19 protein-coding genes and 3 pseudogenes are annotated in these 22,049 nt (G+C 45.7%); 18 read left to right on the top strand and 4 right to left on the bottom strand.

All coding sequences use genetic code 11. From position 1 onward, the window contains the following. Positions 1–520: 520 nt before the first annotated feature. The 9 genes and pseudogenes from IM462_RS14525 to IM462_RS14485 all read left to right on the top strand — a co-directional run bounded on the left by IM462_RS14525 (position 521) and on the right by IM462_RS14485 (position 8,524). A complete protein-coding gene (locus IM462_RS14525) occupies positions 521–841 on the top strand; it encodes a P-II family nitrogen regulator (protein WP_002752253.1) in 321 nt (106 codons plus the stop codon). A 218-nt stretch (positions 842–1,059) separates the two neighbouring features. Beyond that, the gene (locus tag IM462_RS14520) at positions 1,060–1,188 is read left to right on the top strand and encodes an RRXRR domain-containing protein (RefSeq protein ID WP_080949749.1); all 129 of its coding nucleotides are present in this window, start codon (positions 1,060–1,062) and stop codon (positions 1,186–1,188) included. A gap of 201 nt (positions 1,189–1,389) precedes the next feature. Then, positions 1,390–2,008: pseudogene (locus IM462_RS14515) on the top strand (RRXRR domain-containing protein); the annotation flags it as partial. A 274-nt stretch (positions 2,009–2,282) separates the two neighbouring features. Continuing rightward, a pseudogene (locus tag IM462_RS14510) lies at positions 2,283–2,492 on the top strand (hypothetical protein); the annotation flags it as partial. Positions 2,493–2,551: 59 nt separating this feature from the next. Next, positions 2,552–4,126: a B12-binding domain-containing radical SAM protein gene (locus tag IM462_RS14505; protein ID WP_287704219.1), complete on the top strand. Its 1,575-nt coding sequence runs from the start codon at positions 2,552–2,554 to the stop codon at positions 4,124–4,126. A gap of 23 nt (positions 4,127–4,149) precedes the next feature. After that, positions 4,150–6,459: an NACHT domain-containing protein gene (locus tag IM462_RS14500; RefSeq protein WP_287704217.1), complete on the top strand. Its 2,310-nt coding sequence runs from the start codon at positions 4,150–4,152 to the stop codon at positions 6,457–6,459. Position 6,460: 1 nt separating this feature from the next. Further along, entirely contained in the window at positions 6,461–7,237 is a 777-nt protein-coding gene (locus IM462_RS14495; protein WP_016515453.1) for a sterol desaturase family protein, read from the top strand. A gap of 200 nt (positions 7,238–7,437) precedes the next feature. Beyond that, complete coding sequence (locus IM462_RS14490) at positions 7,438–8,040, top strand: hypothetical protein (protein ID WP_002803205.1); 603 nt, start codon at positions 7,438–7,440, stop codon at positions 8,038–8,040. Positions 8,041–8,068: 28 nt separating this feature from the next. Beyond that, on the top strand, positions 8,069–8,524 hold the full coding sequence (locus tag IM462_RS14485) for a BON domain-containing protein (protein ID WP_079208650.1): 456 nt from the start codon (positions 8,069–8,071) through the stop codon (positions 8,522–8,524). A gap of 763 nt (positions 8,525–9,287) precedes the next feature. Here IM462_RS14485 and IM462_RS14480 read toward each other — a convergent pair. Next, entirely contained in the window at positions 9,288–9,452 is a 165-nt protein-coding gene (locus IM462_RS14480) for a hypothetical protein (RefSeq protein ID WP_002752244.1), read from the bottom strand. A 133-nt stretch (positions 9,453–9,585) separates the two neighbouring features. Then, on the bottom strand, positions 9,586–9,888 hold the full coding sequence (locus IM462_RS14475; protein WP_002752243.1) for a hypothetical protein: 303 nt from the start codon (positions 9,886–9,888) through the stop codon (positions 9,586–9,588). 320 nt (positions 9,889–10,208) lie between these two features. Between IM462_RS14475 and IM462_RS14470 the strand changes: the two genes are divergently transcribed. The 8 genes and pseudogenes from IM462_RS14470 to IM462_RS14435 all read left to right on the top strand — a co-directional run bounded on the left by IM462_RS14470 (position 10,209) and on the right by IM462_RS14435 (position 18,101). Further along, entirely contained in the window at positions 10,209–10,391 is a 183-nt protein-coding gene (locus tag IM462_RS14470) for a CsbD family protein (RefSeq protein WP_002752242.1), read from the top strand. 292 nt (positions 10,392–10,683) lie between these two features. After that, entirely contained in the window at positions 10,684–11,160 is a 477-nt protein-coding gene (locus IM462_RS14465; protein WP_043999468.1) for a CsbD family protein, read from the top strand. 50 nt (positions 11,161–11,210) lie between these two features. Next, entirely contained in the window at positions 11,211–11,360 is a 150-nt protein-coding gene (locus IM462_RS14460; protein WP_149978494.1) for a lmo0937 family membrane protein, read from the top strand. A gap of 8 nt (positions 11,361–11,368) precedes the next feature. Continuing rightward, positions 11,369–11,920: pseudogene (locus tag IM462_RS14455) on the top strand (RNA-guided endonuclease TnpB family protein); the annotation flags it as partial. Positions 11,921–12,166: 246 nt separating this feature from the next. Continuing rightward, a complete protein-coding gene (ilvB, locus tag IM462_RS14450; RefSeq protein WP_287704213.1) occupies positions 12,167–14,020 on the top strand; it encodes a biosynthetic-type acetolactate synthase large subunit in 1,854 nt (617 codons plus the stop codon). Between the two features lie 639 nt (positions 14,021–14,659). Then, positions 14,660–16,237, top strand: a complete 1,578-nt coding sequence (gene serA / locus IM462_RS14445; protein ID WP_287704211.1) for a phosphoglycerate dehydrogenase — start codon at positions 14,660–14,662, stop codon at positions 16,235–16,237. 133 nt (positions 16,238–16,370) lie between these two features. After that, complete coding sequence (gene prmA / locus IM462_RS14440; RefSeq protein ID WP_287704209.1) at positions 16,371–17,267, top strand: 50S ribosomal protein L11 methyltransferase; 897 nt, start codon at positions 16,371–16,373, stop codon at positions 17,265–17,267. A gap of 390 nt (positions 17,268–17,657) precedes the next feature. Beyond that, entirely contained in the window at positions 17,658–18,101 is a 444-nt protein-coding gene (locus IM462_RS14435; RefSeq protein WP_287704207.1) for a molybdenum cofactor biosynthesis protein MoaE, read from the top strand. A gap of 2 nt (positions 18,102–18,103) precedes the next feature. Here IM462_RS14435 and IM462_RS14430 read toward each other — a convergent pair whose 3' ends face one another. Both IM462_RS14430 and IM462_RS14425 read right to left on the bottom strand, forming a co-directional pair. Then, on the bottom strand, positions 18,104–19,183 hold the full coding sequence (locus tag IM462_RS14430; RefSeq protein ID WP_287704205.1) for an AOC03_06830 family ribosome hibernation factor: 1,080 nt from the start codon (positions 19,181–19,183) through the stop codon (positions 18,104–18,106). Between the two features lie 505 nt (positions 19,184–19,688). Then, complete coding sequence (locus IM462_RS14425) at positions 19,689–21,251, bottom strand: B12-binding domain-containing radical SAM protein (RefSeq protein WP_287704203.1); 1,563 nt, start codon at positions 21,249–21,251, stop codon at positions 19,689–19,691. A gap of 258 nt (positions 21,252–21,509) precedes the next feature. Here IM462_RS14425 and IM462_RS14420 point away from each other — a divergent pair, with 258 nt between their 5' ends. Beyond that, complete coding sequence (locus tag IM462_RS14420; RefSeq protein WP_487353236.1) at positions 21,510–21,671, top strand: CAB/ELIP/HLIP family chlorophyll-binding protein; 162 nt, start codon at positions 21,510–21,512, stop codon at positions 21,669–21,671. Positions 21,672–22,049 lie beyond the last annotated feature (378 nt).

Below are 22,049 nucleotides of genomic sequence, written 5' to 3'. Positions count from 1 at the left end.
CCTTAAATATTGGAAGAAAGGTAGTCGGAGAGGCCGCCTTTAGCGGGAATCCGATAGAGAGGTTCGTAGTTAACCCAGTACGGGTCAAAGCGTACAAAGCTAATTCTAGATGCAATATTTGCGTACAGAATTAGTAACTATTCTATTATCGAAAATTTGGGTTGAAAACCCCGTCCTTTGAGGACGGCTTTAAGCTACAATGGAAAAAGCGATAACCAAGCTAAAAACTGAACCCTGACCACAGATAGTAGGGGGTTTCGTTCAGAAAAGAATTCAAATTCGGCCTTGAACGAGTAAAACTTTCTAGGAAATAAGGTTGAACATGAGATTTTTTCGACTTGTTCAAAGTGGCCGTCCGGCATTCGGACACTCAAAACGGACGGGTCGAAAGTGTCAGACTTAAGCAATTAAGCGTTTTTCGCTATCTGCGTCAACCCCATTGACGCGACCATCCTAAAAAAGTGGCGTGGTGAGCATGTCAATAACATTGTCTTTGAAAAACCCATTTTAGGAGTTGCCCATGTCATCCTCATCCCTACCCATTAAACCGGCTGTACTGGTTGTCATCATTGGTGAAACCGTCTTGCAAGACCGCATGATCAAGCTGCTGCAAGAGTTAGGCGTAACTGGCTATACCCTCTCGCAAGCCCAGGGCGCAGGTCGCCACGGCAACCGCCAGGGAGATATGGTCGGTTATAACACCAATATTGAGATCAAAACCGTTGTCTCGCAGGAAGTCTCGGAGGCGATCTTCTCTGGTCTCGTCGAGTATCAAGCTAATCATGCCTTAATCGCTTTCCGACAAAATGTCGAAGCGTTGACTGGGTTTGAGATAATTTGATTCGTCACTAACCCCGCCCTAAAAGGGACGGGGCTTGCCTAGACCAATTTAGGCGACGCAAGTAGAGACTACCGCATCGAGACACAATCTGGCACAGACTTCCGAATACTTCCCTAGTTCGGATTACCTCTAAGCTTTATTGGTAAAGCGTTGTTAGACAAGACATCTTGATTGTGTTGCGGTAAGGGACTTTAACTTCACTCTTAAGGATTATCTCCATGGCAAGAGTTCCTGTTATCTCAAAAGACGGAAAACCGTTGATGCCCACCAAACCCAGTCGGGCTAGACGGTGGATTAAGGAAGGAAAAGCTATCGGTAAATTCAACGACTTAGATAGGGCTGGCTGAATAAATCTAAAAACCTTGTTGGATAAGGCTTTTAGACTTTTTTCCCCTCAAAAAGTGCCTACCATTGGAGTGATCGGGGGTAAAATTCCTGGACTTTTTCCCTGAAAATTAGGTAACTGACTACCTCAAAATCGGTAAAACCCTACACCCCACACCCCACACCCCACACCCTGCCCCCACGAAAAACTTTTTCAGCAGACCCTAGATATTTTCTATGTCCAGCTAACCGATGAACCTTCCGATAACAAAACCCAACCGATTGCCATTGGTATTGACCCGGGTAAATTATTCTCTGGAATTGGCGTTCAATCCTCTCTTTTTACTCTTTGGAAGGCTCACTTAGAACTTCCTTTTAAGCGAGTAAGAGAGTGCCTAGACAATCGCTGCTTAATGCGAAGAGGACGTAGAAAAAGACGGATTAACCGCCAACTTCCCTTTAATCTAAGAGCGCATCGACAAAAACGATTTTCAAATAGAAGACAAGGAAAATTAGCTCCCTCAATCAGAGCTAATCGTCAACGTCGAGCGAAGTCGAGTCGTTTCTGAACTAACCAAAATCTATCCAATTACTGACATTTACTTTGAGTATGTCAAAACCGATATTGATCTAACTTCCAGTAGAAAAGGAGCTAAGTCTGGAAAAGGTTTCTCGCCAGTTATGGTCGGACAGAAATGGGCTATTGAGCAACTATCTCAGTTTGCAACAGTCCATACTCGCTTTGGTTGGCAAACCTCTAATCTCAGAAAATATTTGCGACTAGAAAAGTCCAAAAATAAAGGAAAACAATCACCAGAAAGTCATGCTAACGATGGCATTGCTAAGAGGGAGGGAGCATCTCACCTTTGTAACCCCTAAATCAGGTTTTTATGTCAAGCTATTTTGAAAGCCTTGCTAGAAACCAGTTTTAGGGACAAGTATAATTACTCACTTGCATAAATGAGATACTCCCAAAGAGGGATATTTATGAAGTGGAATCTGACCTGCGGAATGTTGGATATAATCTAATTATGTACTAAAAACAGGAAATTCATGACAAATATTCACTCGATCATCGGTATATTCCCCTCCAATGAAGAAGCAGACATAGTTGTAAGGTGGTAAACGACGTAAATGTGGCTCTACCACAAGACATGGGTTCCGTAAAGGAGATTTAATTTCTTCTCCCAAAGGAATTGGTTATGTTAGTGGAGATACCGAAAAACAGCTATCTGTAAGCGATGCCAATGGTCAACAATTGGGACAGATAACTGTTAGTAAGATTCAGTTAATTCGTCGTTCTAACGGTTTAATTGTTTCTCACTAACTTATGTAAAGCCGCCCTCCGCTATCGCTAAAGGGCGGGGTTTCAGACCCAGTTTTTCGATGAAAGCCCTGTTACTCTACCCTAAGTTTCCCCAGTCTTTCTGGTCTTACGATCGCTTTATGGAAATCGCGGGACTGAAAGCCACCATTCCACCCCTCGGCATCATTACTGTCGCCGCCCTCCTCCCCCAAAACTGGGAGATTCGATTTTATGATCGCAACGTCAATCCTGAAACAGAAGCCGATTGGGAGTGGTGTGAGTTGGTTATCCTCTCTGCCATGTTAGTCCAGAAGCCAGATTTTCAAGCTCTGATTCAAAAAGCCGTGCAGTTAGGCAAAAAAGTCGCCGTTGGCGGTCCCTACCCCACCTCTGTCCCCCAGGATGCCCTGGATTCTGGAGCGAACTATCTCATTTTGGATGAGGGAGAGTTAACCGTTCCCCTGTTTTTGGAGGCGATCGCTCAAGGGCAAAGCCAGGGAATTTTCCGCTCTGGGGACAAGCCAGACGTGACCCTCAGCCCCATCCCCCGCTTCGACCTGCTTCAGCGAGACGATTACTTAATGATGGCAGTGCAATTCTCTCGCGGCTGTCCTTTTAACTGCGAATTTTGTGACATTATTTCCCTCTACGGGCGCAAACCTCGTACTAAAGAGCCGAGTCAGACTTTAGCCGAGTTGCAGACTCTCTACGACCTAGGCTGGCGCGGTTCGCTGTTCATCGTCGATGACAACTTTATTGGCAATCAGCGCAACGTCAAACGCTTTCTCAGAGACTTGATTCCCTGGATGAAGCAGCACGACTATCCCTTCACCTTTATTACTGAAGCCTCGGTCAATTTGGCAGAGGATGATGAATTGTTAAGCCTGATGGCTGAGGCGGGGTTTTATTCTGTATTTCTGGGGATTGAAACTCCTGACCAAGATAGTCTGCAAGTGACGCGCAAACTGCAAAATACTCGCAATCCACTGGTGGAAGCCTGTCGCAAGATTAATGCAGCCGGTTTGCTAATCTATGCTGGATTTATCTTGGGGTTTGATGGAGAGCGCTCTGGTGCGGGGGAAAGGATTCAAGCCTTTGTGGAAGAAACCAGTATTCCTCAGCCCATGTTAGGAATTCTCCAATCTTTGCCGAATACGGCTCTTTGGCATCGTCTCCAGCAAGAACAGCGTTTAGTTGAGGGTGACAGCATCCATCCGACGGGAGATCAGAATAGCTTGATGAATTTTATCCCCACTCGCCCGATTGCCGAAATTGCCAAAGAGTATGTCGAAGGCTTCTGGACGCTGTACGAACCCAGCCACTATCTCCGACGCTGTTTCCAACAATGTCTCGGTCTGGGTTTGCAGTCAAAACACAAGCAAACCATGCAATTTCCCGTGGGTAAGGGGTTACGGCTAATTACCCAGTTAATCTGGCATCAGGGTATCCGCCGAGGGGACATTCGGGGACAGTTTTGGCGGCAATTATGGACGATTTGGCAAAAAAAGCCCCAAGTTCTCAATCTCTATTTAGGTCTGTGCGCGGCGGGAGAACATTTTTGGGAGTACCGGGCCTTAGCCAGAGAACGGATTACTCAACAACTAGGCTACGATCCCTTAGAAGTTTCTGGTCGTCCCAACCAGAACTCATTCTGACTCGATAGGGAGGATTGGATTGTATGGTCAAGAGATCGCTCCAGGCCTCCCCTTCGGGAATTAAACAGGCTAAACGAGCCTTTGCGCTCAAGGGGTGGACTCAGGAAAATCTAGCAGGGGAAGTGAACTTAAAGACCCGCCAGCCGATTTGGCGGTTTTTCACAGGAAAACCCGTTGATCGCCAGGTTTTCCTGGAAATTTGTTCGATTCTGGATTTGGATTGGCGGGAGATTGCCCTCGCTCCGCCCGCAGAATTTCCTGAACCAGGAGAACTGGCGAAAACTAATATTGATGCTCTGGTGCAAGAGGTGCGAGCGCAACGCCTGGACACCATCCAAAACCAGTGCGGCATCTTGCAGTTACTAGACATCAGCCATCCAGTCAACATTGATGACATCTATGTGGATGTCAATATTTTGGCGGAAATTGCCAGTCAACAGTGGGTGGAGATTGCCGATTGGCAAAACTTGGGTCCTGCTGAATTCGATCGCGTCGGTTTGGGAGAGGTTGAGCAGAAGCAAATACCCGGAATGCAGGCTGTTGAAACTTACTCAAAGCTCAGAGTTTTGGGCAGGCCGGGGGTTGGCAAAACTACCTTTTTGCAACATCTGGCGATTCAGTGCAACCAAGGCGAGTTTGCCGCGAATCAAGTGCCGATTTTTATCTTATTGAGAGAATTTGCCGAGGAGTCCAGTCCCAGGGGTGAATTTAGCCTGTTCAACTACATCCGTCAGGCATTGCTCACCTCGGGAATTTCCAACCCGTCTGTGCTGGAAACCTTACTGCAAGCGGGCAGAGTCCTGCTGTTGCTCGATGGCATGGATGAAGTGCTCACCCAGGACATTACAGCAGTTCTGAGAGAAATTCGTCAATTCTCAGAAAAGTATCATCGCAATCGATTTGTAGTAACCTGTCGCACCGCTGCCCAAAAACTCCAGATTAGAGGTTTCACTGATGTAGAAATTGCCCCCTTTACCCAGGCACAAATCAGCACCTTCGCGCAAAAGTGGTTTGTGGCACTGAGCAAAACGACTGCTCAAGCGGGGCAGGAGCAGTCGGCTGAGTTTATGCAGAAGTTGGACTTGCCGGAAAACTGGCAATTTCGGCAACTGGTGGTGACACCTCTGTTTCTGCATCTCGCCTGCTGGGTGTTTCAGGGTCAAGGGAAATTTCCGAGCAAGCGGGCTGAGTTTTATAAACAAGGGCTGGATTTGCTGCTGGGTAAATGGGATGAAGCGAGAGGAGTCGAACGCGATCAGGTTTACCGGGGGTTTTTATTGCCCCAAAAATTGAGGCTGTTGAGCCAGCTTGCAGCAGTGACTTTTGAACAGGGGCAGTATTTTTTTGAGCAACGCACGATTGAGCAATACATTGGCGACTATTTGCGGAATTTGCCAGGTGCAACCCTCGAAGCAGAGGAACTCCAACTCGAAAGCGAAGCCATGCTGAAAGCGATCGAGGCACAGCATGGAATCCTCACAGAAAGGGCGCGAGGCATTTTTTCATTTTCTTATCTGGCATTTCAAGAATACTTCACGGCTCGAAAAATAGTTGCCAGCCATAATTTGCAGGCATTAGAACAAGCACTGGGAGGGTTGGTGAGTCACATCACCGATTCCCACTGGCGCGAAGTCTTCTTGTTAACGGCTGCCATGTTGCGAAGTGCAGATGCGCTGGTGCAGTTGATGAAGCAACAAATTGATGCCTTAGTCGCGCAAGACTCCTATCTGCAAGAGTTTTTGAGTTGGGCCAGCCAAAAATCCCAGCAGCTCCCAGACCAAACCAAAGTGGCGACCGCACGCGCATTTTACCTTGCCCTTGCCCAAAGCCCGCATACGGCAGATCGCTTTGCCTTAGCCAGCACGCTCGATCAGGGGATGTTTTTAGATGCGGCGTTGGAGAACTTGCTGGTAGAGTTTGCCATCGACCACAGTCAGGATTTTGCCTATGTCAATGCTTGTAGCGAGGCACTCAACAACATTCTGGTGATGGTTCTGGATGCTGGATTTTATAAGTCTTTGCAACAATTGAGAGACCAACTGCCACCTCCGAGTCAAAACCTGGAACGGCTTCAGCACTGGTGGCAGAAAAACTATTCTGCCTGGGTGGAACAGTTGCGGGGTGCGATCGCCAATTATCGCAATATTCATCATCCCTGGCAGTTTACGACTGAGCAACAGCAGCTGCTCCAACGCTACTATGAGGCCAATCAACTCCTGATCGATTGTTTGAATAGTAACTGCGAAATAACAGCCGCAATCCGGCAAGAAATTGAAGCCACGTTGCTGTTACCTCAAAAGGACTTGGAAGATCGGGAATGGCAAGGAGATTAAATTGATAGACCACTCATTTGGATTTTACGGGTTCGCTTTCTTTGGGATCATCCTGGCGCGATACTTTCTCGTGGCTGGGGGAACCTATTTGTTCTTCTATTCGCCCTTGAGTCAGTCCTTTGTCAATCACAACCTGCGGCATTGGTCTCCCTCTTGGCGATCGATTCAACAAGATATCACGCTCTCGGTTCTTTCGGCGGGGGTGTTTGCGCTGGCGGCGGCTTTCATCATGACAGGATACAGTTGGGGTATTACCCGCTTATACAGCCACCCTCAACAGTATGGGCTGTGTTATTTAGGGGTTAGTTATGGTGCTGTGTTGGTTCTCCAGGATGCCTATTTCTATTTCACCCATCGCTTGTTTCACCACCCGTCACTCTTTCGGTGGTTACACCAGGGACATCATCGCTCGCGCTATCCTACCCCGTGGACTTCGTTTGCCTTTGACCCACTAGAGGCGATCGTTCAGTCTCTCTTCCTGGTCGGCATTGTCTTTGTCCTTCCCCTGCATTTCATCACGTTAATTGCGGCACTCACCACGATGACGATCTGGGCAGTGTTAAATCATCTTGGGATCGATCGCTTGCCCTCCTCATTTCCCCATCATTGGTTGGGTCGGTGGTTTATTGGTCCTGCCCATCATTCCATTCATCATCGCAAGTACACCGTACATTACGGTCTATATTTCACGTTCTGGGACAAACTCCTCGGAACTCAAGACCCCGATTATGAGCAGAAGTTTGATGAGCGTCTGACGGGTAAAGTCGATGGAGTTTAACTCGTGTATCGTCCGTTACATTTTGTCTCGTATTCAAGCAATTCATACAGCCTCAATCAATTCACGCATCAAATCAAACAACCGCCTGTTACAGTAATGCCAAGAGCAGAATTATCAACTCGAATCAGGAAATTCAATCGCTATAGTTCGCCATACTATAGGATTTACAAAGCTTTTACCGCATAGCGTTGGAGGGAAAAATGACTTTAACTAACCGTAAACGAGCCGTGGGAATCTTCTCTAGCCATCAAGAGGCAGAGAAGGCACTGAATGGATTACGAGATGACGGATTTGCCATGAATGAGGTATCAATCATTGCCAAAGAGCCCGAACGACTGGAGCAGAGCAACCGGATTGGTGAGACACGAGTTCAAGAGCTTACCGAAACAAAAACAACTCATATTGACGAAGGAGCAAAGACTGGGGCAGCGGCAGGCGGAGCCATTGGAGGACTGACAGGCTTGCTGGTTGGGTTGGGCATATTGGCAATTCCTGGAGTGGGCCCCGTCATGTTGGCAGGGGCGGCTGCAACTGCGATCGCTACCACGTTAGCTGGCGGTGCAATCGGGACGGCTACCGGAGGTTTGGTAGGTGGTCTAATTGGTCTAGGAATTCCAGAAGATCGGGCACGAGTCTATCACGATTATGTGGTTCGTGGAGACTACCTGTTGATCGTGGACGGTACAGATGCTGACATCCTTCAGGCTGAAACAATTCTAAAGCGCCGAGGGATTCGCGAGTGGGAAATTTACAATGCCCTAGCAATTGAAGGCTATGTCGATCCTCCTGCTTCTCGTTTGTAAAATCGGAAATTATTAAAGGATTTGCATCATGAAAAAGATCACAACTTTAATCCTCAGCAGCCTTCTACTGATTGGAACTGTGGCTTGTGAGAACAACGCTAAAACTAGCACCAACGCCCCTTCTTCCACAGAGGAAACGGGGCAAGTTCCTGATACTAAAACAGTCCAAAAGAACCAAAGCGATGCGTCTAGTCAAGTGCGCCGAAATCAACTCAATTCTGATATTCGCGCTCGTGAGCAACGCAACAATCTAACTGGAGGAGATGCGGATCGCGCCAACAGTGACCTTTCCAGTGAAGTTCGCTCTAAGCTAGAAGCCAACATCCCGAAAGGGCAACTTACAGTTTCTGCTAAAGATGGAGCGGTAGTCGTCTCTGGAACCGTAGAAACTCAAGAGCAACTCGACAAAATTGACCCCTTGGCAAAACAAATCAAGGGTGTCAATAGCGTCAAAGTTAAAGCAAAAGTGGCGTTGTCAAATTGAAAGATGCTCCGAATCAGCTTGGAACTGAAATTACTTTGACTTGCCCTGAGCCAAGTCGAAGGGTAGCAAGGATTGCATTGCATCTTTCATATTCTAATCTGACAACGCCGCAAAAGTTGCGGGGAGCATCTCACCTTTGTAACTCCTAAATTAAGTTTTATGTCAAGCTATTTTGAAAGCCTTATCAGAAGCAAGTTTTAGCGACAAGCATAATTAGGGCTTGCATAAATGAGATGCTCCCAAGTTGCGCCAGCAGCTCCAGCTAAAAAGAAGTAAACAGAAGATAGCAACTGTAACTAACCTTGAAGACAAGGGGCTTAAGCCCCTTGTCTAATCATTGCTTTAGAACTTACGCATTGACAGAATTTCCGTAGTATGCCTTTGAACTTCAGACTATGGCTTCCAAGTTATTGAGGTCAAGGAAGTTGGATGCTAAATTATTGACAATAAAAGAGCGGATGACCTCAGTAAATAACTCCCTTTGTCAGGAATACCAATTAACAATTTGCGCTTTAAATCGGAGAAATTCTAACTGGGGTTTGCTGAATAATGGTAAAACCCTTTTAAAATAAGGCTTTTGACCTGTTAAAATCCGATGTTCATGCTGCGAAAATAGGATTAAGACCTTCAAAAATCTTGCATTATCCTTCTTTCAGTACATAAACTGGTACAAAAAAAAGAGGGCAACAAAGCCTGAAACGACCGGCTACTGACGACCGGCGACCGACTCCTAACCCCACCAACAAACTTTTTGCCGCCAACCCTATTTAGTTCCTAGTTCAACCGAGACTAACCGATTCACATGAGGAGCAAACAAACCCCGAAAGCCCTTGTCTTTAAGGGTATTCATGGTTTCTTTGGCAGCATACCAACTATCTCCTGTGACTGTCTCTGGTTTCAATCCCCAAGCTTTTACTTCGTCCAACATTTCTAAGAAATATTCATGTTTTGTCTGACCCTCCTGTTTATTAACGATTCGATAATTAACGGGAACTGACCTTCCTTTACAATCGGTATAATATCAGGTAACTGCGTTAATACCTTTGACTACTTTTTTGTGTTTACCACCAGTAAAAGTAATCGATTAACTCAGCTTTAGCTGGGTGACTATAAGGCTTGTCAATTACCATGTCGTCTGTACTGATTGTTCCTCCTTCAAGTTCGATTTGAGGAGCCACTTCATCAAACAAATCCTTGGGTGTATAGTTCTCTCGCCACAAGAAACGATTGACACTGTCATGAGATAAATTGCCCAGAATTTGAGCCAAACGAACACAGCTTATATATTTAGGTTCCCAGAGCAAAAATAGGGTGTAAATAGCCAGATTACATTGAGCAGTTGTTGGCTTCGTAATGTTTCTCATCAGTTGTTCTGTTATAAGAGATGCCCTTGTGTCAGGAAATCAAATCGGAGAGGGTTTTGTCAAGAGTCGAGAGAGAAATTGTATCTAAGACTAACAAAATTAGACCACCCACATTTAAGCCTTTTTGTCAATGCGTAATTTCTATGCTTGCAGAAACGGTATCGTTACATTTTGTGTCGTATTCAAGCAATTCATACAGACTCAATCAATTCATACAGTAAATCAAACAACCACCTGTTACAGTAACACCAGAAGCAGAATTGTTAGCTCAACTTAGGTAAGCAGTTCTCAAATCCAACAAATTCAATAAGGAGAGCATCATGAGCTTAAAAGATAGAACCGAGGCAACCGCCAAAAATATCGAAGGTAAAGTTCAAGAAGCAGTAGGAGATCTGACTGGCGATCCCAAAGCTCAGGCAGAGGGCAAGGAAAAACAGGCAGAGGCAAAAGTTCGTCACACTATCGAAGATGTGAAAGATGAAGTCAAAAAAATTATTGATTAGTAGGTCGTTTGTCACAGCAACCGCCATTCAGACAAATGATTGAAACCCAGATTTCATCGGAACTCTTCCTCAAAAAATGGCTTCTTTCGAGACAGGTGAAATACTAGGACAAGGCGGCGTAAATAAACCCAATATTACCAGATATCTAGCTTCTCAAAGAAGTCGAATATCTCTCCCTCGGTAAACTTACGCCGTCAAAGACTAGAAAAATCTTTCTCGAAAGGGTCTAGACAGTAGTTGTTCATCATCCATGTATCATCGATTCATCAAATTCTTTTTTGGAGTTAAAATGATGTCACTTCAACAGATTCGTCGCTTTTTTGTCACCATTATTTTAACTATAATGCTGGCAATTACTATAGCTTTTGATTTTGGAACTACAAATAGTTGGGCTGCAACTTTACCCACCCAATCGCAGACTCAAATCGCAAGCATGAATCGAGCCAAGGCAGTTACGAAAAATATTGAAGGCAAAGCTCAAGAAGCGATTGGCAACATGACAGGCGATCCCAAAGATCAGATGATGGGAAAAGCCAAGCAAGTCGAAAGTCAGGCTCGTAACGCAGCAGAAGATATAAAAGACCAGATGAAGTTAAAAGGGCGGGCAAAAGCAGTCACAAAGAACATTGAAGGCAAAGCTCAAGAAGCGATAGGTAAAGCTACTGGCAACCGCCAAGATCAAGTTGCTGGAAAAGCTAAACAAGTCGAAAGCCAAGTTCGCAATGCAGTAGAAGATGTGAAAGATCAGGTTCAAGATATACTCAATTAAGGATCGATGACTGAATTTTCATTACTTTTCTCTAAATCAAGGAGGGAAATATGTTCGATCTCGTTTGGACTGCCGTTGTTATACTTTTCATCCTCTGGGTGTTAGGATTCTCCATTAACATTGGCGGCGGCTTAATCCACCTGCTTTTGGTTTTGGTGCTGATTGGCGTTGTCTACAACTTGTTTATGAGGCGACGGTAATTGTTGATTCTCGAACACAGAAAGGGTCAAAAAATCGGGAAAAAGCAAGAATCAAAGTAGCTAAGATTCAGGCTCGAATCACCGATAGCAGAAAAGACCATTTACATAAGCTAACCACTCAATTAGTTCGTGAAAACCAAACGATTGTGGTTGAGAATTTAGCCGTCAAGGATATGGTAAAAAACCCGAAATTATCTCAGGCAATATCTGACGTTAGTTGGGGAGAAATCACTCGACAATTAGCCTACAAATGCCGTTGGTACGGCAGAAATTACATCGAAATAGATAGATGGTTTCCTAGCTCTAGGCGGTGCAGTAATTGCGGGTATATTGCTGAGAAAATGCCGTTAAATATTCGAGAGTGGGATTGTCCAGACTGTGGGACTCACCATGACCGAGATATTAACGCCAGTAAAAACATTTTGGCCGCAGGGCTTGCGGTGTCAGTCTGTAGAGCGACCATAAGACCAGAACAGAGTAAATCTGTTAAGGCAGGTGCGAAAAATCCTTCGGGAAAGAAGCAGAAACCGTTCGGACTTCGGCGTGAGACTTCGGCGTGAGACTTCGGCGTGAGCTTTTGTCGAACGCTCAGTCGAACGCTGAGCTCACGGCCGAAGCCCACACCCCACACCCCACTTCCCCAGATATTGCATGGGTAAGATGCAAAAAGAAAAAAAACTGCGGCCAAAAAGGTGAGATGGAATACACTAAAAGTATAAGGTTATCAATTTTGCTATTTTCCAAGTTGCATCCTAGGCAACAGAATTGCAATTATCCCTCTCATTAGAAATTGGACGGTTTGCCCTGTGGTTTCATCACTTCCCAAGCCCAATGACTCTTTAACAACGGTTCCCCAGCGTTGTTCTGGGGCTTATGCCTTGATGGACAGTCTCAAACGTCATGGTGTTAAGCACATCTTCGGTTATCCGGGTGGTGCGATCCTGCCCATCTATGACGAACTCTACCGCTTTGAAGAGCGGGGAGAATTACAACATATTTTAGTGCGCCACGAACAAGCGGCCGCCCATGCCGCCGATGCCTACGCTAGGGCCACCGGCAAAGTGGGGGTCTGTTTCGGTACTTCCGGCCCCGGGGCGACCAATTTGGTGACAGGCATCGCTAACGCACATATGGACTCCATCCCGATGGTAATTATCACCGGTCAGGTGAGTCGGGCGGCCATCGGTTCCGATGCTTTCCAAGAAACCGATATTTATGGTATTACTCTCCCGATTGTTAAACATTCCTATGTGGCTAGAAATGCCCGGGAAGTAGCGAGAATCGTCGCTGAGGCCTTCCATATCGCCAGTACAGGACGACCGGGACCGGTTTTAGTCGATATTCCCAAAGATGTCGGTTTAGAACTATGCGATTATATCCCCGTCGAACCGGGAGATGTGAAACTAACCGGCTATCGTCCCACGGTTAAGGGCAATCGCCGTCAAATCGAGGCCGCTTTACACCTCTTGGAAACCGCCGAAAAACCTTTACTTTACGTTGGTGGAGGTGCGATCGCAGCGAATGCCCACGCCCAAATCGCCGAGTTTGCCGAGCGTTTTCAGTTACCCGTCACCACCACGTTAATGGGGATCGGTGCTTTTGATGAACATCATCCCCTCTCGGTGGGAATGTTAGGAATGCACGGCACTGCCTACGCTAATTTTGCCGTGACCGGGTGTGATTTATTAATTGCCGTCGGCGCTCGTTTTGATGACCGAGTAACGGGGAAATTGGACGAATTCGCCTCAAAAGCTAAGGTAATCCATGTGGACATCGACCCGGCGGAAGTGGGCAAAAATCGCTCCCCTGATGTGCCGATTGTCGGGGATGTGCGGGTAGTTTTAGAACAAATACTCCAAAAAGCCAGAGAATTTGATTATCCCACTAATTCCGATCGCACCCAAGCCTGGTTAGCCCAGATCGAGCGCTGGCGCCAAGATTATCCCCTGCAAGTACCTCGACCGGAAGGCCGACTTTCCCCCCAAGAAGTAATCGTTGAGGTGGGCCGTCAAGCACCCCACGCCTACTACACCACCGATGTGGGCCAGCATCAGATGTGGGCGGCCCAATTTCTCAAAAATGGTCCCCGACGTTGGGTTTCTAGCGCGGGATTGGGGACGATGGGTTTCGGTTTACCGGCTGCTATGGGGGTAAAGGTGGCTATTCCCGATGAGGAGGTCATCTGTATTAGTGGTGATTCCAGTTTCCAAATGAATCTACAGGAATTGGCCACCCTAACCCAATTTAATATCCATGCCAAGACGATTATTATTAATAATGGTTGGCAGGGTATGGTACGTCAATGGCAAGAAGCTTTCTATGGGGAACGTTATTCTAATTCCAATATGGAAGTGGGAATGCCAGATGTGGAACTGTTAGCCCAAGCTTACGGCATTAAAGGGATTACTATTCGCCATCGAGAGGAATTAGCCGCAAAAATTGCCGAAATGTTGGCCCATGATGGTCCAGTTTTAGTCAATGCGATCGTGACTAAGGATGAAAATTGTTATCCCATGGTCGCCCCCGGTCAAAGTAATTCCCGTATGATTGGTTTACCGAAAATTGTCACCGGGGGTTGTGAAATGCTCGATTGTCCCAGTTGTGGCGCAGTTAACAGTTGGAATAATAAATTCTGTCCTGAATGTGGGGCGAAATTGTAGCCGAAAATTGTTAATTAATTAACCAGCCTCCGTTAAGTATAACGGAGGTTTTTGGCTTTTTATCTACTATGTGAACATCATAATTAGGTAGGCGTTAAAAATTATCAGAAACCCCCCTTATCAAGGGGGGATCAAGGGGGGATTGGCACCCCCCTTATCAAGGGGGATCCCCCCGCCTATCGGCACCCCCCTTATCAAGGGGGGCAGGGGGGATCGAACCTAAAATCCATTTTTAATTTAATTATAACCAGCTACTTAGAAATTTTCAAACAGAAGCAATGGCAGCCCTAGAAAAGGCTTGAGAAAAAGAAGCGGAAAACTCGATCGCCACCGTGATTAAATTAGCCATAAGTACCTAAGCAAAATTAATTACACATTTCGATAAAGCTTTTGCCTCTTGCCTATTGCCTCTTGCCTATCTTCACTAGGAAATTTATTTTGCACGACTACTTATCTCAGTGACAACGGCAAGAGGCTGACATCAACACCATGGACGACAATTAAGAATGACAACCTAAAATCTTTTCGCTAATTTTGCCATAGACTGCACCCTTTGCTTCTAAAATGGGCTATTGCCGCTAGATACCAATATTGGTCTAGCATTTGCCCGTAGACTGAAAAAAGCACGTTATAAAGATTATGGCCAAAGTTCTGGTATCCGATTCGATCGATCCGGTAGGAGTAGAAATTCTGTCACAGGTTGCCCAAGTGGACGTGAAAACAGGACTATCCGCCGAGGAAATCATTCAAATTATCCCCGAATACGACGCACTGATGCTCCGTTCCAGTACCCGCGTCACCAAAGAAATCGTCGAAGCGGGCAGCAAACTGCAAATTATCGGCCGCGCGGGGGTAGGAGTCGATAATATCGATGTTCCTGCGGCCACTCGTCAGGGTATTATTGTCGTTAACTCTCCCGAAGGTAACACGATCGCCGCTGCCGAACACGCCTTGGCCATGATGTTATCCCTTTCCCGTCACATTCCCGATGCCAATCAGTCGGTAAAAGCGAATAAATGGGAAAGAAATCGCTTTATCGGCACAGAAGTTTATAAAAAGAACCTAGGAGTCGTCGGTTTAGGTAAAATTGGCTCCCACGTCGCCGCCGTTGCCAGATCCCTCGGCATGAAAATTCTCGCCTACGATCCCTTTATTTCCAAAGAACGCGCCGATCAACTCGGTTGCACCTTGGTGGATCTAGAATTACTCTTTGCTGAGTCCGATTTTATCACCCTCCACGTCCCGAAAACTCCCGAAACCCAGCATCTCATCGGTCGGGAAACCATCGCTAAGATGAAACCCACGGTCCGCATCATTAACTGTTCCAGAGGCGGCATTATCGACGAGTTGGCTTTAATTGAAGCCCTCGAATCCGGTAGAATCGCCGGGGCAGCCTTGGATGTATTTGAACAGGAACCTTTAGGCGAATCTAGATTAAGAGAATTATCTAACGTCATCCTCACTCCCCACCTAGGCGCATCGACTACGGAAGCACAGGTGAATGTGGCTATTGATGTGGCCGAACAAATTCGCGATGTCCTCCTCGGTTTGCCAGCGCGTTCGGCCGTTAATATCCCGGGACTAACTCCCGATGTTATGGAAAAACTGCGCCCTTACCTGCAATTAGCGGAAACTATGGGTAATCTCGTCAGCCAGTTAGCAGGAGGTCGCTGTGACTCGTTAAATGTCCGTTTACAGGGAGAATTGGCCACTAAAGACAGTCAACCTCTGGTGATAGCGGCCATTAAGGGTTTACTTTCCCAAGCCCTCCGGGAACGGGTAAACTATGTTAATGCGGCGATCGAAGCTAAGGAACGGGGTATCCGGGTAATCGAAACCCGGGATGCTTCCACCCGCGACTATTCGGGATCGATTCATTTGGAAGCTAATGGTTCTATGGGGACCCATTCCGTCACCGGAGCGCTGTTAAGTAACGGAGAAATCCGCATTACTGACCTCGATGAGTTCCCCATTAACGTGCCACCGAGTAATCATATGCTATTCACCCTTCACCAAGATATGCCCGGTATTATCGGCAAAATTGGCGCACTTTTAGGCAGTTTTAACGTTAATATCGCCAGTATGCAGGTAGGACGCAAAATTATTCGCGGTGATGCAGTTATGGCCCTGAGTCTCGATGATCCTCTACCGGAAGGTCTTCTCTCGGAAATTATTAAAGTCCCCGGTATCCGCGATGCTTACACAGTGAAACTCTAGATTAAATCAGTTATCAGTTATCAGTTATCAGTTATCAGTTATCAGTGAAAAGAAAGCTCCGAACTTGCCACTTAATACTGTTGACTGAAAACTCAAATCTGATAACTGATCCCTGATCACTGATAACTAATATATGTCTAATAGTTGGTGGGAAATTACGGTTTTGTGCGAACCTAGTCTCGAAGAAACGGTTTTCTGGAGACTGGAGGATTTTGGCTGTTCAGGAACGGCCACTGCTAAAAAACAATCCTCTTTAGAGGTTAGGGCCTATATACCAGAAATTAAAGTGCAATTGCCCGATTTAGAGGCACTAAGCCTCTGGTTAAAGCAGGATGCTTTGATTTTAGGTTTTTCTGAACCTGTCAGCCATTGGCAGTTAATGGACGAGGAAGACTGGGCCAGCAGTTGGAAACAACATTGGCAAATTAGCGAGATCGGCGATCGCTTTTTGATCTGTCCTGCTTGGTTAAATCCCCCGGAAAATAACCAGAGATTGGTGATTAAAATTGACCCCGGTTCCGCTTTCGGCACGGGAACCCACCCCACCACGCAATTATGTCTAGAATCCCTAGAAATGCGTTTAAGTAGCCATCCAGAGCCTAAAATTATCGCCGATATCGGTTGTGGTTCTGGCATACTGGCGATCGGGGCGATTTTATTGGGGGCTAAAAAAGTTTATGCTGTCGATACAGATCCGCTGGCGGTGAATGCGACGTATAGTAATCGCCATCTCAACGGGATTAACCCCGAAAATTTAGCTGTTAATCAGGGTAGTGTCGAGGAGTTATTAGAATTAATTCCCGATGGTGTTGATGGCATCGTTTGTAATATTTTAGCCGAGACAATTATCGCTTTAATGCCCGAAATCACCCGTCTGGCAAAACCCACCACTTGGGGAATTTTAAGCGGCATTCTTGTCACCCAAGCACAAGCAGTTACAGATATTTTAGAACCCCAAGGCTGGACAGTGGCTGCCCTGTGGAAACGTCAAGAATGGTGCTGTATCGAAATTCGCCGCACCCCGGATTAATATAGCTGTCAGTAGTCAGTATTCAGGCGGCAGGGGGCAGGAGATTATTTTTGGTTCTTCGGTTTGTCTTATGCAACGTACAGGATTATAAGAAATGAAACTCTTATAGAGAAAGACATTTGGCGATTTTTGTCAATTGTTTTCGATCTAGAGCGAACTAATCAATTAAATCTCTTGCCAGATAAGGATTTAGTCGATTTATGCCCCCCTATCGAACCATACCAAGTAACGAAGAACCTTATTTTTTTTATTCTCCCTTCTCCCTGCTCCCCCCCTCGCCAATTGATAATTGATAATTGATAATTCATAATTGATAATTCATAATTCATAATTCATAATTCATAATTGATAATTCATAATTTCCACTCCCCAACCCCCATCACCTCATCCATGACTCAAGATAGTTTTCGCATCAGTTTTGCTCCCTTATCTTTGCAGGAAGTATATCAATTAGCCGATGATGGGGCGAATGGTGCTATTGTACTAATGAGTGGTACTGTACGGGAGCAAACCGACGGTAAACCGGTTATTTATCTTGATTATCAGGCCTACGAACCCATGGCGATCCAAGTTTTCCGGCAAATTGCTCGGCAAATTCGGCAAACCTGGCCCGATACCAATCGAGTTGTCATTCACCATCGCACCGGTAAGCTACAAATCGGGGAAATTAGCGTCTTAGTAGCGGTGGGTTGTCCCCATCGGGGGGAAGCTTTCGCAGCCTGTCGTTATGCTATTGATACTCTCAAGCATAATGCCCCCATCTGGAAAAAAGAATACTGGTCTGATGGTTCTAGTCAATGGGTTAGTATTGGGGCCTGTGAAACGGAGTGTTAGGTCTAATAACGTAAAATCAAGGCAATTTTTTGGTAATCGTTCAAGGAATCCTCCTCGACTAAAGCTACACGTCCTCCCTTGGCCAATACCACTTCGATAATTTCATCCACTGCGTCATCGATTACCTCTGTACCACCGACGTTTTCCACCAGTATCAAATCACCGTTTTCGCTTAAAACTGCGGGTACATGGTAATTTTTCTCCACTAATAACAATTTTCCTCGACCTTCCTGCGCTAAACGCCACACTTCTCCCAGGGTAGAGATAACTTTTTGAGCGCTGACTGCCGCATCCAAAGCTTGCAGGGCTTCAGTTTTTTGAGTCTGACGCACTGAATGCATAATCGGCAATACTTGTGGAATTAATTCTGACAGTGAAGTTTTGTCAAAATTGCCGGTTAAAGTGCCAACAATTGCTGATGTGTACTGTGAAACTTCTTGAAAGAAGGAAATTTGACGAACCACTCCACCCACAATCAAAGGGGAAGAATCATCAATGTCAATGTATTCACCCAGAGCATTATCTACCTGTTGGAAAAATCGCCGGATTCTATCATCTAGATAACTGGTATCGGCATCAAAGGGCAGTGGTGCGGTGGCCCCCGGTCCGGTCATTTCTAAGGGAAAATTCTGATCGCGAATTTCTTCGAGAGTTTCTCCTGTAGCTGAGATTAAACGAGTAGAACCCTGACTTAATAGTAACAGCCAATAGGGTTGTTCTCGATGTAATCCATAAACTAAATCCCGTGTGGCAAAGGTTTTATCGATGACAACTCTTGCCTGGACAGAAAAAGGCAAGTTATAAAGCTTGGCAATATCCGGACCAATATAGAGAGCTAATCCATCTAGAGTATAAGGATAATCTATTTCAGCCACGAGACTATCGAGGCGCTCGAACAAAGGTTCGATTTCACGTTTAGAGAATTCTGCCGATAATCGGCGCTTTGCTTCATCGACCAAATTTTTAACGAGAATAGGGTCTTGTTTGTTATCCGGTGAGGTGCGATGGGTAGGTAAGAGAATGGAAAGGGCGGGTATTTGAGTTAGGGATTGTAGTTTCTTAAGTTCTTGACGAGTAATCATTGATTTTAGCTTGATTGATAGGGTTAAGTAGCTAAAAATACTGGCTTTATCCAGATTTTCTCGATTTATTCAGTATTCCAGCTAACATTTTAGGTAAAAAATGTAATTATATCTAGAAAATTAAGAATTTATACTGAATTGCTTTGGCAGAGATTGAGGGAATTTTTAACCGGAAAATAGGAATAGTATTGATTTATCGATCGTCCACCATCAGGACAGAAAATGTTCAGGATGGGTTTATTTACCCATCCTCGGAATAATTAGGATCTGCTGAATAAATCTAAAAACCTTGTTGGGTAAGACTTTTAGACTTTTTGTCAATCAAAAAGTACTGGGCATGGGAGTGATCAGGGGGAAAATTCCGGGACTTTTTTCCTGAAAATTAGGTAATTGGCCCCCTCAAAACCGGTAAAACCCCACACCCGTTCGGCTGAGCTCACGGCCGAAGCCCACACCCCACACCCCACACCCTGCCCCCAGGAAAAACTTTTTCAGCATACCCTAATTAGGCCGCTATGGCGGTTTTTTCCGCCATTAATGCCTCTTGGCGTTGGAATTCGGCTAATTGTGCCGTAATTTCATCCCGGACAATCTGACGGTATTCCAGGAAATGCTCGTTGTGGGCGCAGACAGTGATATAGTGTTCGGCATTGGCGGGATTATGGCGCAAAATACCGAATAAATTCTGCCAGAATTTCCAGCGAGTGGAACGTTTAAAGCCCTGTCGCCAGATAATTACCGCTAGGGCATAGAGATCGGCCCGACGAGGCAGTTTAAAGGCAGGTTTAGCTTTAGGTGCGCCTAATTTCAGGAAACAGCGATAGGTGCGATCGAGAAATACCTCCGGATCGTACAATTTCCAGAAGGCTTCAATATATTCTGTGGCAATATCTTCGATCGGCCGGGTGGGAACGAAATTCATCAGGGTACTTTGGTTAATGTCCTGTTTCCCCGTTAATCGTAGTCGTCCTTCTTTTTCCAAGCGAGTCCATAGGGCGGTATTCGGTAAAGCTTGTAACATTCCAAATAGAGCCGTGGGAATGGCCGCTTCTTCGACAAAATTAATAATGCGATCGGCCGCTCCTTTTTTCTCGCCATCAAAACCGATGATAAATCCCGCCATAGGGCGCAATCCAGCTTTAATAATCTTTTCTACCGTCTCGGTTAAGGAACTACGGGTATTTTGGAATTTTTTGGTTAATTGTAAACTTTCTTCGTCGGGGGTTTCAATACCTAAAAAGACCGCATCAAAATAACAATCGACCATCATTTCCATTAATTCGGGATCGGCGGCTAAATCCACCGATGCTTCCGTGTTAAACCGGAAAGGATACTGGTGTTCTTCTTGCCAAACTTTTAATTCTTTGAGGAGTAATTTAACGTTGCGTTTGTTACCGATAAAATTATCATCCACCATGAACACGCCCCGGCGCCAACCTAATTCGTAGAGATAATCTAATTCTTTTAATAATTGTGCGGGGGTTTTGGTGCGGGGTTTACGACCATAGAGAACGATAATATCGCAAAATTCGCACTGGAAGGGACATCCTCGCGAAAACTGCACTGACATGGAATCATAAGCTTCAAAATCGAGCAGATCGTAGCGTGGAACTGGGGTAATTGTCACATCGGGTTTTTCTGTGGTGCGGAAAACACCTTTGGTTTCTCCTCTTGCCAATGCCTCCACAAACATCGGAATGGTGATTTCTCCCTCATCGAGGATCAGAAAATCGGCCTCGGCCACTTCGTGGGGGATAGAAGTGGGATAGGGACCACCCACGGCCACCAGTTTACCCCGTTGTTTGGCTTCGTGAATTTGCTCGATTAAATCTTGACGTTGCACAATCATGCCGGAAAGAATCACTATTTCGGCCCAGTCCCATTCTGCTTCTGTCACCGCCCGAATATTGCGATCAACCAGTTTAAATTCCCATTCCTGCGGTAAAATCGCCGCCACCGTCACCATACCCAGGGGAGGAAGTAAGACTTTGCGATCGACTAATTCCAGAATTTTGTTATAAGACCAGAAAGTCGGCGGAAAAACGGGATAAATCAGTAAGGCGCGCATATTCACTCCTCGCTCGATGGCGATCGATTCTTGACCTTTCGCTTGATTGTAATCTTTTTCGGTCAGGTATGGGAAAACCGTTATTTAGCCCTAGAACTAGGAGCAGGCTTGTTTTTCGGCCGCCATTGCCAAACCTTGACCCTACCCCCATAAAAGTTTATGGCCAACATCAATAAAATTTATGTAAAGAAATGTTGCATAGTCTGGAAAGTTATGTTACATTAAATATCAAGCACTTGACTTAAACGCAATTTTCTTATAGGAAGGCAATTCACCATGGATAAGCAAGAAAACAAACTCGGCTTCACCGCTTTCGCTGAAAACTGGAATGGTCGTTTAGCCATGCTCGGTTTCGTTATTGGCGTAGCTACGGAATACTTAACCCACAAAGGCATCCTTGCTCAATTAGGCTTGATGTAATTTCAGCCTCGATTGCTGTGCATCTACAATCGTCTTGAATAAATTATCAAAAAAGGGAGGAGCATCGCTCTTTCCCTTTTTTAGTTGCAGGTTGGGGATGGGGGAGTGGGGTGATAGGGAAGTGGGGTGTAGGGTGTGGGGTAGATGATGTACTGGAAAATCTCTCAAGTAACCTTGGTTGAGAACAATTGTCGGCAATTCCTGGGCATGGTTAATTAAGAAAAATAAACTGTAGCGAAATATACTGTTTTTCCCGTGTTCTAATGGGGATAGATAGGGGGAAAAAAATCATGTCGAAATCACTCTTTACCGATGCCAGCAGTCGCCTAGAACGGGCCCTTAAGTATGTCTCCATTTCCGATGATGCGATCGAGCGGT

The organism is Microcystis sp. M144S2 (assembly GCF_020246065.1).
GTDB lineage: Bacteria > Cyanobacteriota > Cyanobacteriia > Cyanobacteriales > Microcystaceae > Microcystis > Microcystis ichthyoblabe_A.
This window is presented reverse-complemented; position numbering and strand designations above follow the sequence as displayed.

Bases quoted from the DNA above. Each gene is read 5' to 3' on its own strand.
- IM462_RS14425 (WP_287704203.1), bottom strand. From the start codon at position 21,251: ATGCGCGCCTTACTGATTTATCCCGTTTTTCCGCCGACTTTCTGGTCT.
- IM462_RS14505 (WP_287704219.1), top strand. From the start codon at position 2,552: ATGAAAGCCCTGTTACTCTACCCTAAGTTTCCCCAGTCTTTCTGGTCT.
- IM462_RS14435 (WP_287704207.1), top strand. From the start codon at position 17,658: ATGACTCAAGATAGTTTTCGCATCAGTTTTGCTCCCTTATCTTTGCAG.
- IM462_RS14475 (WP_002752243.1), bottom strand. From the start codon at position 9,888: ATGAGAAACATTACGAAGCCAACAACTGCTCAATGTAATCTGGCTATT.
- IM462_RS14485 (WP_079208650.1), top strand. From the start codon at position 8,069: ATGAAAAAGATCACAACTTTAATCCTCAGCAGCCTTCTACTGATTGGA.
- IM462_RS14430 (WP_287704205.1), bottom strand. From the start codon at position 19,183: ATGATTACTCGTCAAGAACTTAAGAAACTACAATCCCTAACTCAAATA.
- IM462_RS14525 (WP_002752253.1), top strand. From the start codon at position 521: ATGTCATCCTCATCCCTACCCATTAAACCGGCTGTACTGGTTGTCATC.
- IM462_RS14470 (WP_002752242.1), top strand. From the start codon at position 10,209: ATGAGCTTAAAAGATAGAACCGAGGCAACCGCCAAAAATATCGAAGGT.
- serA (WP_287704211.1), top strand. From the start codon at position 14,660: ATGGCCAAAGTTCTGGTATCCGATTCGATCGATCCGGTAGGAGTAGAA.
- IM462_RS14460 (WP_149978494.1), top strand. From the start codon at position 11,211: ATGTTCGATCTCGTTTGGACTGCCGTTGTTATACTTTTCATCCTCTGG.
- IM462_RS14465 (WP_043999468.1), top strand. From the start codon at position 10,684: ATGTCACTTCAACAGATTCGTCGCTTTTTTGTCACCATTATTTTAACT.
- prmA (WP_287704209.1), top strand. From the start codon at position 16,371: ATGTCTAATAGTTGGTGGGAAATTACGGTTTTGTGCGAACCTAGTCTC.
- IM462_RS14480 (WP_002752244.1), bottom strand. From the start codon at position 9,452: ATGTTGGACGAAGTAAAAGCTTGGGGATTGAAACCAGAGACAGTCACA.
- IM462_RS14490 (WP_002803205.1), top strand. From the start codon at position 7,438: ATGACTTTAACTAACCGTAAACGAGCCGTGGGAATCTTCTCTAGCCAT.
- IM462_RS14520 (WP_080949749.1), top strand. From the start codon at position 1,060: ATGGCAAGAGTTCCTGTTATCTCAAAAGACGGAAAACCGTTGATGCCC.
- IM462_RS14500 (WP_287704217.1), top strand. From the start codon at position 4,150: ATGGTCAAGAGATCGCTCCAGGCCTCCCCTTCGGGAATTAAACAGGCT.